The organism is Curtobacterium sp. MCPF17_051, assembly GCF_003234595.1.
Taxonomy (GTDB): domain Bacteria; phylum Actinomycetota; class Actinomycetes; order Actinomycetales; family Microbacteriaceae; genus Curtobacterium; species Curtobacterium flaccumfaciens.
Genome location: NZ_QKSE01000003.1, coordinates 50,865 through 64,026, shown reverse-complemented (window position 1 = coordinate 64,026; position 13,162 = coordinate 50,865). Strand labels below are relative to the sequence as shown.

14 protein-coding genes and 1 tRNA gene are annotated in these 13,162 nt (G+C 72.1%); 7 read left to right on the top strand and 8 right to left on the bottom strand.

Going from position 1 to position 13,162, the window contains the following annotated elements:
• Positions 1 to 11: 11 nt before the first annotated feature.
• Together DEJ35_RS03055 and DEJ35_RS03050 are read right to left on the bottom strand one after the other, a co-directional pair.
• Complete coding sequence (locus DEJ35_RS03055; RefSeq protein WP_027464937.1) at positions 12 to 359, bottom strand: hypothetical protein; 348 nt, start codon at positions 357 to 359, stop codon at positions 12 to 14.
• Positions 349 to 1,458 (bottom strand): DUF6177 family protein, encoded by a 1,110-nt coding sequence (locus DEJ35_RS03050; protein WP_111090152.1) that lies wholly within the window; start codon positions 1,456 to 1,458, stop codon positions 349 to 351. The genes DEJ35_RS03055 and DEJ35_RS03050 overlap by 11 nt, the downstream gene beginning before the upstream one ends.
• Positions 1,459 to 1,653: 195 nt before the next feature.
• Between DEJ35_RS03050 and DEJ35_RS03045 the strand changes: the two genes are divergently transcribed.
• From DEJ35_RS03045 to DEJ35_RS03030, 4 genes are all read left to right on the top strand, one after another.
• Positions 1,654 to 1,724 (top strand) — tRNA-Gly (locus DEJ35_RS03045).
• 22 nt (positions 1,725 to 1,746) lie between these two features.
• Entirely contained in the window at positions 1,747 to 2,883 is a 1,137-nt protein-coding gene (locus DEJ35_RS03040) for an FAD-dependent oxidoreductase (RefSeq protein ID WP_111123536.1), read from the top strand.
• Between the two features lie 123 nt (positions 2,884 to 3,006).
• Complete coding sequence (locus tag DEJ35_RS03035) at positions 3,007 to 4,095, top strand: glycerate kinase (RefSeq protein WP_111192029.1); 1,089 nt, start codon at positions 3,007 to 3,009, stop codon at positions 4,093 to 4,095.
• 152 nt (positions 4,096 to 4,247) lie between these two features.
• On the top strand, positions 4,248 to 5,291 hold the full coding sequence (locus DEJ35_RS03030; protein ID WP_111192028.1) for an NAD(P)-dependent alcohol dehydrogenase: 1,044 nt from the start codon (positions 4,248 to 4,250) through the stop codon (positions 5,289 to 5,291).
• Between the two features lie 72 nt (positions 5,292 to 5,363).
• On the opposite strand, the gene DEJ35_RS03025 is transcribed toward DEJ35_RS03030, so the two are convergent.
• The 4 genes from DEJ35_RS03025 to DEJ35_RS03010 form a co-directional block, all read right to left on the bottom strand.
• Positions 5,364 to 6,803, bottom strand: a complete 1,440-nt coding sequence (locus DEJ35_RS03025; RefSeq protein ID WP_111192027.1) for a hypothetical protein — start codon at positions 6,801 to 6,803, stop codon at positions 5,364 to 5,366.
• A complete protein-coding gene (locus DEJ35_RS03020; protein WP_111192026.1) occupies positions 6,793 to 7,629 on the bottom strand; it encodes a TIGR03943 family putative permease subunit in 837 nt (278 codons plus the stop codon). The genes DEJ35_RS03025 and DEJ35_RS03020 overlap by 11 nt, the downstream gene beginning before the upstream one ends.
• Positions 7,616 to 8,629 (bottom strand): permease, encoded by a 1,014-nt coding sequence (locus tag DEJ35_RS03015; RefSeq protein WP_111192025.1) that lies wholly within the window; start codon positions 8,627 to 8,629, stop codon positions 7,616 to 7,618. Before DEJ35_RS03015 ends, DEJ35_RS03020 begins: the two co-directional genes overlap by 14 nt.
• A gap of 75 nt (positions 8,630 to 8,704) precedes the next feature.
• Positions 8,705 to 9,283 carry a TetR/AcrR family transcriptional regulator gene (locus tag DEJ35_RS03010; protein ID WP_258369761.1) on the bottom strand — a complete coding sequence of 193 codons (579 nt, stop codon included), beginning with the start codon at positions 9,281 to 9,283 and terminating at the stop codon, positions 8,705 to 8,707.
• Between the two features lie 106 nt (positions 9,284 to 9,389).
• Here DEJ35_RS03010 and DEJ35_RS03005 point away from each other — a divergent pair, with 106 nt between their 5' ends.
• Positions 9,390 to 9,704 (top strand): multidrug efflux SMR transporter, encoded by a 315-nt coding sequence (locus DEJ35_RS03005; RefSeq protein WP_027464946.1) that lies wholly within the window; start codon positions 9,390 to 9,392, stop codon positions 9,702 to 9,704.
• Position 9,705: 1 nt separating this feature from the next.
• Positions 9,706 to 10,059 (top strand): multidrug efflux SMR transporter, encoded by a 354-nt coding sequence (locus DEJ35_RS03000; protein ID WP_111090148.1) that lies wholly within the window; start codon positions 9,706 to 9,708, stop codon positions 10,057 to 10,059.
• A gap of 150 nt (positions 10,060 to 10,209) precedes the next feature.
• Here the strand turns inward: DEJ35_RS03000 and DEJ35_RS02995 are convergent, their stop codons facing one another.
• Both DEJ35_RS02995 and DEJ35_RS02990 read right to left on the bottom strand, forming a co-directional pair.
• The gene (locus DEJ35_RS02995) at positions 10,210 to 11,349 is read right to left on the bottom strand and encodes a CE1758 family FMN-dependent luciferase-like monooxygenase (protein ID WP_111123540.1); all 1,140 of its coding nucleotides are present in this window, start codon (positions 11,347 to 11,349) and stop codon (positions 10,210 to 10,212) included.
• Between the two features lie 132 nt (positions 11,350 to 11,481).
• On the bottom strand, positions 11,482 to 12,381 hold the full coding sequence (locus DEJ35_RS02990) for a phosphatase PAP2 family protein (protein ID WP_220036865.1): 900 nt from the start codon (positions 12,379 to 12,381) through the stop codon (positions 11,482 to 11,484).
• 241 nt (positions 12,382 to 12,622) lie between these two features.
• On the opposite strand from DEJ35_RS02990, the gene DEJ35_RS17160 reads away from it, so the two are divergent.
• Positions 12,623 to 13,069: a DUF4383 domain-containing protein gene (locus DEJ35_RS17160; RefSeq protein ID WP_181435486.1), complete on the top strand. Its 447-nt coding sequence runs from the start codon at positions 12,623 to 12,625 to the stop codon at positions 13,067 to 13,069.
• Positions 13,070 to 13,162: the final 93 nt, after the last annotated feature.

Below are 13,162 nucleotides of genomic sequence, written 5' to 3'. Positions count from 1 at the left end.
GCCGACCGCGATCAGTCCCCGTGGACGATGCAGACCGCGTCGAGGTCCATCGCGGCCTCGAGCGCGGCCGAGATCCCCGATTCCCCGTCGGGGCCCGCGGGCGTGACGGTGTCGACCCACCACAACGGCGTCGCGAGGGTCGGGGCGTCGGGCAGGATCCGCTCGACCTCGTCGAAGGAGTCCACCCGGCGCACACCCAGCACGGTGATCACCGGGTGGGTGGCGTCACGGCACACCTGCATCATCGGGCCGTCGTCGAGCGCCCGGACACCCCACGTCTCGTCGTGCAGCAGGAGCGCCTCCGCCACCTCGCGCGTCTCCACCGGCTGCCGGCAGAGGATGGTGACGTCACGCGGCACCCTGACCGCCCACCATCCGGTCATCGCGGACGTGGCCGTCGAGCGTGCCCTCGTCGTGCGCTGGGTCGAGCGGTGCACCGCCGACCAACTGCAGGAAGCGGTCCTCGTCGATGCGGTCGAGGAACGACTCGAGCGCTTCCCAGCCGTCCTCGAAACGGACGATCATCCCGCCGTCGGCGTCGACGTCAGCATCCGCTCGGGTCGACGAGCCGGAACCGGCTGCGAACGTCGCGGTCGTGGTGCGCGGCGGCGGCCAGACTCCGTCACGATCCAGGAAGCCGGCGGCCTCTGGGCCCACGACGACGGCGAGCGGCGACGGTTCGCCGTGCGAGACGGCCCGCACCAGGTGGTCGGCGTCGCCGCGGCGCTGCATGACCACGCCGAACACGGGGACGACCTGGTCGGCGACCCGCTGCACGGCGTCGAACATCCGGTTCGCCAGCCCTGGGTCGGTGTTCTCCTCGGGCACGGTGAGCACGGCGGACATCGTCTCGACGACGACCCCACCGACCAGGTGCGCTGTCATCGTCGCGGAGAACCCCTCGCCGACGGCGTACGAGGTCGAGATGCCGGGTGCCTCGTGCTTCGCGTACTGCGTCACGACCCAGCGGTCCCACGGCACGGTGAGCGGTTCGGCGGTGCCCCACCGGGTCGGGCAGGTGCCGACTGTGTGGCACAGCGCCTCGATCGCGGAGCCCATGTCGACCGCACGGCCCGGGTGGTGGCGGAGGGTCAGGTCGATGCTGATCTGTCGCACCGAGTCGGCCGAGACCGGGTGCTCGGGCGACGGGGTGCCCACGAGTTCGGGGCCGCGGTGCACGAAGTCCTCGATGTCCGATGCGGCCACGCCGGTCCGGCCGTCACGCAGTGTGCCGTCGAAGTCGGACACCGCCCACGCGGCACCGTACGCGCCGAGCGCGTGCCGGAGTGCCGGGGTGATCGCCGCGGCCCGGCCGGTGCGGAGCACGACCGTCCGTCCGGCGTCCGCCGACCGGCGGAGCAGCGAGGCGAGCGCATCGGTCAGCCACACGACGGGCGAGGCGGACTCGACCACGATCGCCGAGCCGACCACGTCGTCGATGAGGGGATGCCTGACCATCCGGGTCCTCCTCGGTTCGGGGCTGGAACTCCCTGGACGGTACACACGCGTCCGACACCTGTCCGTCAGGCACGCAGCCTCACAGCGGAGACTCGGGAGGCGCGACACGCGCCCGCGAGACGGCGTACGGTGCGCGGTCGGCTGGCTTCCAGGCGAGAATCCGCTAGGCTTGCGGAGTCCCGTTCTGCGGGGCGCGCGAGTGTAGTTCAATGGTAGAACTCCAGCTTCCCAAGCTGGTAGCGCGGGTTCGATTCCCGTCACTCGCTCCGTCGGACGTACGCTCGCCGCATGTCCTCCTCTCCCGGTTCCCCCGAACACATCGCACCCGTGGTCGTCATCGGTGCCGGGGTCGTCGGCGCTGCGACCGCGTACGCGCTCACCGCCCGCGGCGAGCGCGTCCTGCTCGTGGAACAGCACGCCCGCGGGCACCACCTCGGTTCGTCACACGGTGCGACCCGGATCTTCCGGCAGGGCTACGCCGACCCGGAGTACGTCGCGCTGACCACGCGGGCGCTCGAACTGTGGGGAGCGCTCGAGGCCGCTGCTGACGAGGAGCTCATCGTCCGCACGGGGGCCGTCGACCACGGTCGGCCCGAGGTCGTCGACGCGATCGCCGCCGCCCTCGCCGACGCGGACATCCCGCACGAGTTCCTGACCCCGGACCAGGCGGCGGCGCGCTGGCCCGGCATCGTGTTCGAGGGGCGCGTGCTGACCCACCCCTCGGCCGGGCGCATCCGGTCCGACCGGACGATCGAGGCGTTCCTCACGCTGGCCGGACGGACCGGTCTCGCCGACCTGCGGTTCGACACGCGGGTCACCGGGCTCGAGGACCACGGTGACGACGTCACCGTGGCGCTGTCCGACGGCAGCGCGGTCCGTACCGCGTCCGTGGTGGCCGCGGTGGGCTCGTGGGCCCCCACTCTGGTCGGCGGGCTGCTCGCCGGACGCGGGTCGGGCCTCCCGGCCATCCGCGTCACCCAGGAGCAGCCGGCCCACTTCCCCAGCCACCTGCCGGACGCGGCCTGGCCGAGCTTCGTGCACTGGGCCGACGGCGACGACGTGTACGGGCTGCTCACCCCGGGCGAGGGCGTCAAGGTCGGGTTCCACGGCACCGGCCCCGTCGTCGACCCGGACCACCGGGACTCCACGCCGGTGCCGGCCGAGGCCGAACGGCTGCAGGCGTACGTCGCGCGGTACGTGCCGGGGGTGGACGCGACGAAGCCGACGTTCATCAGCTGCCTGTACGACAACTCCCCCGACGAGGACTTCGTCATCGACCGGGTCGGGCCGCTCACCGTGGCGACGGGGTTCTCCGGGCACGGCTTCAAGTTCGCGCCGCTGCTCGGTGAGATGCTCGCGGACCTCGTGACGGGCGGAGTGGCGCACCCGCGCTTCGCCCTGCCGGAGCCGGTGCCCGCGCCCTGACGCACCGACGGGTCCGCCGCACGCCGTCGTGTTCGTTCGACGCCGTCATGTCGTCGAGACGCCGCCGAATCCGGAGGCGTCTCGCGGACAACGCGGCGTCCTGCGCACACGCCGGCGTCTCACATGCGCCCGCACGCCGTCGTCTGGCGACCGGCCACTACGGTGGGAGCCGTGCGCATCATCGTGGCTCCGGACTCGTTCAAGGGCACCGCGACGGCGGCGGCCGTCGCCGGGGCCGTCCGTGCCGGCTGGCTGACCGAGCGGCCCGATGACGACCTGGTGCTCGTCCCGATGGCCGACGGCGGCGAGGGCACGCTCGACGCCTTCGAGACCGCCGTCCCCGGAGCCGTCCGAGTCCCCGTCACCGTGACCGGCCCGGGCGGCACCCGGGTCGACGCACACTGGCTGCGGCTGCCCGACGGCCGCGCGGTGGTGGAGCTCGCGGCGACGAGCGGCCTCCCCCTGCTCGACGCACCGATGCCGGACACGGCGACGAGCCGCGGGTTCGGCGAGGCGATCGCCGCCGCGCTCGACGCCGGTGCCACGGGGCTCGTGCTCGGCATCGGGGGCAGCGCGTCCACCGACGGCGGGCGTCCGGTGCTCGAGGCGCTCGGACTCGACAGCGAAGGCACCGACGGCCTCCGGGCACTCCCCCCGCTCGGCGTCACCGTGCTCACCGACGTGACCTCTCCGCTGCTCGGTCCGACCGGTGCCGCAGCCGTCTTCGGCCCGCAGAAGGGCATCACGCCCGACCGTGTGGCGTCCTTCGACGACCGACTCGCAACCTGGGCCGCACGCTTCCCCGACGTCGACCCGGACACCCCGGGCGCCGGAGCCGCCGGCGGTGTCGGGTTCGGCCTGCTGGTGTGGGGCGCCACGCTCGCCGATGGGGCCGCGGCCGTCGCCGAGGTCCTCGGGCTGCCGGCGCTGCTCGACGGTGCCGATGTGGTGATCAGCGGCGAAGGGTGCTTCGACGGGCAGAGCGCCGTCGGCAAGGTGCCCTCGGCGGTCCGCGACCTGACCGCGGCGCACGCTCCCGGTGCCCGCTCGATGCTCGTCGCGGGCGCGATCGAGGCCCCGCTCGACGACTACGCGGCCGCCGCGTCGCTCACCGTGCTCGCGACGCAGACCACCGGCGAGCCCGACGACGCCCTCGCCGACCCGCTGCGCTTCGCCACGATCGCGGGGCAGCGGCTGGCCCGGCTCGCCTGAGCGAGCAGAACGCCGCGCCACGCGGCCGGTACGACGCGCCCGTCCGCGGGCACAGGGGTGTCCTGGTTGTACCTCCCACCCGGCCGCGGCTGCGCGCACACTGGTTCCGGGCCGGAACCGGCCCGCAACGCACCACCCCCACGAGGAGATCATTGCGCACCGTCAACGCGTACGCGGCACCGTCAGCGACCGAGCCGCTCGTCAAGACCACCATCACCCGTCGGGACGTCGGCCCGGACGACGTCGAGATCGACATCGCCTACGCCGGCATCTGCCACTCGGACATCCACACCGTCCGCGGTGAGTGGGGCCCCATCCAGTACCCGCAGGTCGTCGGCCACGAGATCGTCGGCCACGTCTCCGCCGTCGGCGAGAACGTCACGAAGCACCAGGTCGGCGACCGCGTCGGCGTCGGCTGCATGGTCAACTCGTGCGGCGAGTGCGAGAACTGCGTCGCCGGCAACGAGCAGTACTGCCTCAAGGGCAACATCGGCACCTACGCGAGTGTCGACGCCGACGGCTCGATCACCCAGGGCGGCTACTCGCAGGCCGTCGTGGTGAACGAGGACTTCGTCCTCCGCGTCCCCGAGTCGCTCGACATCGAGAAGGTCGCGCCGCTGCTCTGCGCCGGCATCACCACGTACTCGCCCCTGCACCACTGGAACGCCGGCCCCGGCACCAAGGTCGCCGTCGTCGGCATGGGCGGGCTCGGCCACATGGCCGTCAAGATCGCCGTCGCGCTCGGCGCCGAGGTCACCGTCCTGTCGCAGACCACCTCGAAGCAGGAGGACTCGCTGCGCTACGGCGCGAAGGCCCACTACGCGACGAAGGACCCGGAGACGTTCGAGAAGCTCGCGAACTCCTTCGAGCTCATCATCAACACCGTCTCGGCGAAGATCCCGATGGGCGACTACCTCGGCCTGCTCAAGGTCGACGGCACGCTCGTCAACGTGGGCGCTCCGGCCGAGCCGCTCGAGGTGCCGGCCTTCGCGCTCATCCCGCGTCGGCTCAGCTGGGCGGGTTCCGCCATCGGTGGCATCCGCGAGACCCAGGAGATGCTCGACTTCTGCGCCGAGCACGGCATCCTGCCGGAGACCGAGCTCATCAGCGCCGACCAGGTCAACGAGGCCTACGAGCGCGTGCTGTCCTCGGACGTCCGCTACCGCTTCGTGATCGACGCGGCCACGCTGGCGTAGTCGTCACCACCTGATCGACGGAAGGCCCGGTACCAGCTGGTACCGGGCCTCCAGTCTGTCGTCTCCGGGCCGTCAGCCGACCTCGTCACCGGACGGCAGCGCGCCGCACCAGTCGACGGAGCCCGCGTCGATGCTCGCCTCGAGCGCGCCGGAGGCCGCGTCGACGATGCTCACGAGCTCGCCGGTCGCCGACTTCGTCGCGACCGCGACGAACTGGCTGTTCGGGGACGGGCAGACCGCGGTGACGCTCGCGTCGTCCGGGATCGTCACGGGCAGCCGGGAGGCACGTCCCCCGTCCACACGCACGATCCGTGCCGCGATGGTGCCGTCCGACCGCACGTCCCCCAGCACCCGCAGGTACGTGTCGTCGGACAGCTGGGCGATGCGTCCGAGGACGGCCGCATCGGTGCTCCCGGCGGGCGCCTGCAGCGCCGACTTCGACCCGTCGGTCAGGTCCAGCCGCTCGATGCCGGTGCCCGTCTCGACGACGGCCGTGGTGCCGGTGCCGACGAAGCCGTGCAGGTAGGTGGCGCTGCCGAGCCGGACCGGGTCGTCGGCACGACCGCTCATGTCGACGAGCACCAGGTCGTCGCTGCCCGTCCGGACCAGCGCGCTCTCGGTCCGGGGCACGAAGGCCCACTGGGCGACCGTCATCGGCACGGCGCCCGTCTTCGGCTTGCCGTTCGCCGCGATCGCCGTGGGCATGTGGGTGCCCGTCATGTCGACCACGTACAGACCGGTGTTCCGGGACTGCCCGGTCGAGGTGTCGGCGTACTCGAACCCGAACGAGGCACCGTCGTCGGCGACGTGGAGCGCCGTGACGCGGCCCTCGGAGGTCGGCAGGGTGAGGTGTTCGACGGGGGCGTCGGCGTCCTGCACCCCACCGCTCAGCGCCACGATGTCGACGGACGAGCTCGCGTCCGTGCCGCTCACGACCACCAGGGAACGGCCGAGCCGGGCGTACTCCGAGATCGCGGTGCCCTCGTAGACGGTGGTGGCACCTCCGGCATCGAGGGATCGCCGGACGATGCGGTCCTTCGCCCCGGCCTGCCCCGGCACGAGTGCGAGCACGTCGGTGCTGCCGGTGCGGATCGCCGCCGTCAGGTCGGACGTGGCGCGCTGCCCGGGTGCCCGGACCCCCGCGACCGTCACGGTGTACTCGCGGTCGTACGCCAGGGGCCCGGCGAACTCGACCGCGATCGTGTTGCCGCTCGAGGTCACGGTGTGCGCCGCAGCCGGGCTGACCCGGACGTCGTCGGCGGCGACCCGCTGCAGCGCCTGGTTCGCCGTCAGGATCACCCGCTGGGCCGGACGGGTGACGAGACCGGTCGCGTCGTAGGACACGTCGCGGAGCCGCGGGCCCTGCTGCGAGCCGACGACCGCGGCGAGCGCGGCGACCACGGCGAGGACCACCACGACGGCGACGTACCGGCGGTGGAAGCGGTGCGCGACGGGGCGGCGCTCGCGGCGCTGGTCTCCGCGGCGCTGGTCTCCGCGGCGTTCAGAACTCATACGGGTCCTCGGGCTGCGCGATGTCGGTGATCTTCGCGGCCTTGACGACGATGCGGGCGTCGGCGGACTGGTCCGGGTTGGCGGCCAGGGCTCCGCGGACGGTGACCCACTGCCCCTCGTCGGGGACGGTCCCGTCGCCGGTCACGACGCCGAGGCCGACCGGTTGCGCGTCCACGGCGCAGCAGCTGATCACGAAGCGGGTGAGGGTGAAGGACCCGTCGTTGCCCGGCACCACGAAGCCGGACAGTTCGACCTGCTTGCCGACGAGGGCCGTGGTGTCGGTGGTCTGCCGGATCAGCGCGGCCCAGTCCTTGACGCCGTACTGCGAGGTGTCGACGCCCTCGCTGCCGAGCAGCTGCACCGCGGACTCCGAGCCGGTCGCGTTGGACAGGGTCGCGGAGTCGACGCTCCGCTGCTGGGCGGTCCGGGCGGACAGGGTCGTCGGGGGCAGGACGAGCATCGCGACGGTCACGCCGATCGTGACGACGGCGGCGGCCCCGCCGAGGGCGAGGCGGACGGCGCGACCGCGGCCGGGGCGCGGCTCGTGGGCGTCGGCGTCGGCGTCGGCGTCGTGCTCGTCGGCGTGGTGCTCGTCCGCTTCGTCGCCGTGCGTGTGGCCGTACCCGCGTGCGGTGGCCACCAGTCCGGCGATCGACGCGGGTACCCCGACGGCGGCGAGCACGACCGTGAACACCGAGTACCGCGGGTTGATGTACAGGTCGAGGTGTCCGACGAGCGCGAGCCACAGCGTGCAGAGCGCCGCGGCCAGCACCGACCCGAGACCCAGGTACGCGGCCGCGTTGCTGCGTGCATCAGACGAGGACATTCATCACCAACCCGACGGCTCCGGCGAACAGGACGCACACGACGGACAGCAGCACCAGGAAGCGGACCCGGAACGTCGTGCGCAGCAGGGCGATCATCTTGACGTCGATGATCGGCCCGATGATCAGGAAGGCCGTGATCGACCCCGGCAGGAACGTCGACGCGAACGACAGCGCGAAGAAGGCGTCGACGTTCGAGCAGAGCGACACCGTCATCGCCAGCAGCATCATCGCCGCGACGGACAGCACCGGGTTCGAGCCGACGGCCACCAGGGTCGAGCGGGGCACGGCGACCTGGATCGCCGCGGCGAGGCCGGCACCGACGAACAGCGCCGGCATCATCGTCGCCGTCTCGCCGCCGAACTGCGTGGCGCTCTGCCGCCAGCGGTGCAGGCCGCGGGGCGCTCCGACGGCCGCACGGCACCGTGCCTCGAAGGCGGGGAGCAGCAGGTCGGCCGGACGACGGTGCGCGGCGACGATCCAGCCGACGAGGTTCGCGATGACGAACCCGCCGACGATGCGCACCGGCAGGATCCACCCCGACCAGCCGAACGCCTGCGCGGTGCTGATGATGACGAGCGGGTTGAGGATCGGGGCCGCGACGAGGAACGTGACGGCCTCGGCGGGGGTGAACCCGCGCATCATCAGGCCGCGGGCGAGGGGCACGTTGCCGCACTCGCACACCGGGAACAGCATGCCGATCAGGGAGATCACGGCGCGACGGCCGAAGGCGTTCTGCGGCAGGACCTTCTCGAGCGCGCCGACCGGCACCCAGACCTCGACGACGATCGACAGCACGATGCCGAGGACCACGAACGGCAGGGACTCGACGACGACGCTGATCGCCAGCGTGAGGAAGTCCTGCACGACGTCCGGCAGCCCGGTCGACCCGATGCTCGGGGAGAACAGCCGGATGCCGAGCAGGATCACGACGGCGAGCAGCACCAGGCCGGGGCCGGTGAGGCTCCGGGTGCGCTGCGGCGGCCGCGTGGTCGTCGTCACCGGGACAGGATAGGTGACGCGTCCTGCCCGCGGCTGCGCGCCAGGCCTCGCACGGTGCGAGGGGGGGCCGCGCGATCAGCCCGCAGTGACGCCGTCCAGGTGTCGGTCGAGCACGTCGATCGCCCAGTCGCCGGACTCCCCCGGAGCCAGCCGGACGACCTGCATCGCGAGCCCGTCCAGGAGCGCGTGCAGGCGGCAGGCCTCGTACTCCCGGTCGTCCGCCGGCACGCCGAGCAGCCGGAGGATCTCCTCGCACCACGTCCGCATCGCCGCGACGGTCCGGTCGAGCGTCGGCCGGAGCGCGACGTCGGTGAGCGCGGCGTTGCCGAGTGCCAGGTACACCTCGAGCTCGATGACCCGCTCCTCGTCGAGGGGCAGCAGCTCGAGCACGATCCGGCGTGCGCGTCGGGCCGGTGCCAGGTCAGCCGGGATGGCGTCGATGCGCTCCCGCGTCCGGTCGAACACGAGGGCGATGGTGTGCTCGCGGACGCTCGCCTGGGTCGGGAACGTGTAGCGGACCGTGCTCGGCGGCAGTCCGGCCTCGGCGGCGACGTTCCGCACGCTGAGCGCCCCGAGGCCGTCGCGGGCGAGGACCCGGCACGCCGCCTCGGACACGGTGCGGCGCCGTTCGTCGACGTCCATGCTCCTGGCCACGACGCCATACTCGCACAGTCGTACGAACTCGTGCTACCGTCGGTGTCGTTGTCGCACAGTCGTACGACAACGAGAACGAACGACTCCCGCAGGAAAGGACATCGTCATGGCATGGGCAATCCTCGTGCTCAGCGGCGTGCTCGAGGCCGTCTGGGCCACCGCCCTCAGCGCCTCGAACGGCTTCAAGAAGGTTGTCCCCACGATCGTGTTCGTCGCCGGGATGGCCCTGAGCATGGTGGGGCTGGCGTTCGCGATGAAGAGCATCCCGGTCGGCACCGCCTACGCCGTGTGGGTCGGCATCGGGGCGTCCCTGACCGTGGTCGTCGCGATCCTCCGCCGGCAGGAGGCCGCGTCCTTCGCTCGCCTCGCCCTGGTCTTCGGCCTGGTGGCGTGCGTCATCGGCCTCAAGGTGGTGAGCTGACGTGGCGTGGATCGTCCTGTTCGTCAGCGCCGCGCTCGAGACCGTCTGGGCGACCGCCCTCGGCGAGAGCGACGGCTTCACCGAGCCCCGACCGACGATCGTGTTCGCCGTCACGATCGTGATCAGCCTGGTCGCGTTCGGCTACGTCCTCAAGCACATCCCGATCAGCACGGCGTACGCGGTGTGGACCGGCACCGGCGCCGCCCTCACGGTGCTGTGGGGCATGGCCACCGGCGCGGAGCCCGTCACCGTGCTGCGCCTGCTGTTCATCGCCGGCATCGTCGGGTGCGTCGTGGGCCTCAAGCTCGTGCCGGCCCGCCCCGTCGCGGAGCCCGCTGCCGAGCTCACGCGCTGAGCGACAGCTCACGCACCAGCGACCCCGTGAGGTGTCGCTGACCCCGTGACGTCGGCGCAGGCCCGAGAACGCGCGCCGAGACGGACGGGAGGCCCGGTGCCAGCTGGCACCGGGCCTCCCGTCCGCTCGTGGTGACGCTCACGGCACGCGTCAGACGGACGCGCCCGTCCACTCGTCCTCGGCGGCGACGTGGTCGCTGCCGACGGTGCCGGCCGCCATCGCGGCAGCGGCACGTGCCGCGTGCGACGGCGGGTCCGACGGGACGTCGGCGGGGCGACCCTCGTCGTTCAGCTTGCGCAGCTCCGGCACGATGTCCGTCGCGAGGATGTCGATCTGCTCGAGCACCGTCTTGAGCGGCAGGCCGGCGTGGTCGATGAGGAACAGCTGGCGCTGGTAGTAACCGACGTGGTCCTTCATCGCGGCGTACCGGTCGATGACCTGCTGCGGCGAACCGACGGTGAGCGGGGTCTGGGCGGTGAAGTCCTCCATCGAGGGGCCGTGGCCGTAGACCGGAGCGTTGTCGAAGTAGGGCCGGAACTCGTTGATCGCGTCCTGCGAGTTCTTCCGCGCGAAGAACTGCCCACCGAGCCCGACGATCGCCTGGTCGGCGCGGCCGTGCCCGTAGTGCTCGAAGCGCTGGCGGTACAGGCCGACCATCTGCTCGGTGTGCTGGATCGGCCAGAAGATGTTGTTGTGGAAGAAGCCGTCACCGTAGTACGCGGCCTGCTCGGCGATCTCCGGCGTGCGGATCGAGCCGTGCCAGACGAACGGCGGGACACCGTCGAGCGGACGCGGGGTCGAGGTGAAGCCCTGCAGCGGCGTGCGGAACTTGCCCTGCCAGTTGACGACGTCGTTCTCCCACAGCTGGCGGACGAGCGCGTAGTTCTCGATCGCCAGGTTGACGCCCTGGCGGATGTCCTGCCCGAACCACGGGTAGACGGGGCCGGTGTTGCCGCGGCCCATCATCAGGTCCATGCGGCCGTCGGAGACGACCTGGAGCATCGCGTACTCCTCGGCGATCCGCACCGGGTCGTTGGTGGTGATCAGGGTCGTCGACGTGGACAGGGTGATGTCCTTCGTCTTCGCCGCCAGGTAGGCGAGCAGCGTGGTCGGCGACGAGGCCACGAACGGCGGGTTGTGGTGCTCACCGGTCGCGAAGACGTCGAGCCCGGCCTGGTCGGCGTGCTCGGCGATCGTCAGGATGTCGCGGACGCGCTGGGTGTCGTCCGGCGTGGTGCCGGTCGTGGGGTCGGTCGTGACGTCACTGACCGTGAAGATGCCGAACTGCATGATGCGCCGCCTTTCGCGATTTCGATGCGTTTGCATCGACTTGCTGGGTACAACGTAGCGCACGCGTCAGCATTCCCGCCAGGCTCACGCCCGTCGGTCGGGCGGCCTGGAGGCCCGACTCGCCTCCCCGGGTCAGCGGGCGGCCGGCAGCGTGGCCGGGTCGGTGCGCGCGGCGTGGTGCATCCCGTCGAGGAACCACACGATGGTCACGACCGCCAGGACGCTCGCACTGGACGCCAACCGTCCCGCCACCAGGATCGCGGCGTGGTCGTGCGCGCCGTCGCCGGTCAGGCCGACCACGAGCGCCGCGACACCGATCGCCAGCGTGACCCCGGTCGCGACGAGGAGCACGACGCTCACCACCCGCCGCGGCCCCCGCCGGCCGTCTCGGTCGCCCCGGAGCCCGCGGTCGACCCGGGGCCCGACCGCGCGGACGATCCCGAGCCAGAACATCGCGATCGCGCAGGCACCGATGATGTCGCTGACCCGGTGCCACCCGTAGACCACGGTCTGGTTCGCCACGAAGACCGCGTACCCGGCACCGACGATGGTCACCAGCGGGCGGAACCGACGAGGGGTGACCATCAGGACCGCGAACAGCGCCGCCAGCGCGATCGTCGCGTGCCCGGACGGGAACGAGTTCGGCGTCGTCGACTGAGCGATCTCCGGGCGCACGGCGATACGCTTGACGAGCGTCGAGGTGGCCGCCGACGCGAGCACCACGAGCCCCGCGCCGAGCCCCACCGAGAGCCGCCGTCTGGCGAACGCCACGGCGACGATCACGACGACGAGCAACAGGATCACCGGCACCGAGATGACGTTGAGCGCAGTGTCCGAACTGAACAGGTCGGACTCCCGGACCCCGCCGAGCGCGGCGTCCTCCGCTCTCTGACCGACCGGGGTCAGCACCGCGACCCCGTAGACGAGAGGCACGATCACGAACCCCAGAGCCGCCAGCGCAGCCCACCGCACCCGTCGCGAGACCCACGGTCCGCGCGACTCGGATGCACTGCGCTCGGGTGTCAAGGTCACCGGGCTGGTCCTCCTCGGGGTGGTCGTCGTCGGGCTCGTCGCACGACTGGCGGCGGCGCTGCGATTGGGTCGGTCGGGGTCCGACACGATACCGTTGGAGCACCGGCCGGAGGCTGGGAACCGCACCCCCGTCGGCCGTGCACTGCGCGCTGACACGAGGGGATCGGTGATCCCCGCCGGGCCGTCGCACCACGCGGGACCGACGCACGTCGCGTCGGCAGTGTACGAGGAGGAAACCGAAGTGGCCATCAAGGAACCGGGCATCATCGCCTCGCCGAACCGGGGTCTCGCACTCACGGCCGGCAGCGTCCTCGCACTCTGGGGCGTCCTGGGCTTCTTCTTCGCCGCCGACGGCGACCCGGGCTTCTTCAACCGGCAGGGCGGCCTGCTGTGGAACGCGTTCGGCGTGAACCCGGCGCTCTGCCTGGTGTGGGTGCTGCTCGCCGCAGTGCTGCTCATCACCGGCCTCGGCAACACCGTCGGATCGCGCAACGGCAACCTGCTCGTCGGGGCCCTGCTCGTCGTCTTCGCGGTGTACGGCTTCGTCTTCGTCGACACCTCGGCCAACGTCTTCGCCCTGAACACCACGGACAACGTGTTCCACGCGATCGTCGGTGTGCTCCTGCTGCTCACCGCGCTCGGTGCCGACAAGGAGAACCTCCGCGCCCTGCGTGCGGCGCGCGCCTGACACACCCGCTCGACCGCGCTCCCCGACGCCCGTCTGCCGCTCCGGCAGGCGGGCGTCGTCGTGTGTGCGGGGGGTCCGGCGGTGTGTCGTCCG

Excerpts from the sequence above, each read along its gene's own strand:
- DEJ35_RS03050 (WP_111090152.1), bottom strand. The coding sequence starts at position 1,458 with ATGGTCAGGCATCCCCTCATCGACGACGTGGTCGGCTCGGCGATCGTG.
- DEJ35_RS03040 (WP_111123536.1), top strand. The coding sequence starts at position 1,747 with ATGTCCTCCTCTCCCGGTTCCCCCGAACACATCGCACCCGTGGTCGTC.
- DEJ35_RS03035 (WP_111192029.1), top strand. The coding sequence starts at position 3,007 with ATGCGCCCGCACGCCGTCGTCTGGCGACCGGCCACTACGGTGGGAGCC.
- DEJ35_RS03025 (WP_111192027.1), bottom strand. The coding sequence starts at position 6,803 with ATGAGTTCTGAACGCCGCGGAGACCAGCGCCGCGGAGACCAGCGCCGC.
- DEJ35_RS03020 (WP_111192026.1), bottom strand. The coding sequence starts at position 7,629 with ATGTCCTCGTCTGATGCACGCAGCAACGCGGCCGCGTACCTGGGTCTC.
- DEJ35_RS03005 (WP_027464946.1), top strand. The coding sequence starts at position 9,390 with ATGGCATGGGCAATCCTCGTGCTCAGCGGCGTGCTCGAGGCCGTCTGG.
- DEJ35_RS02995 (WP_111123540.1), bottom strand. The coding sequence starts at position 11,349 with ATGCAGTTCGGCATCTTCACGGTCAGTGACGTCACGACCGACCCCACG.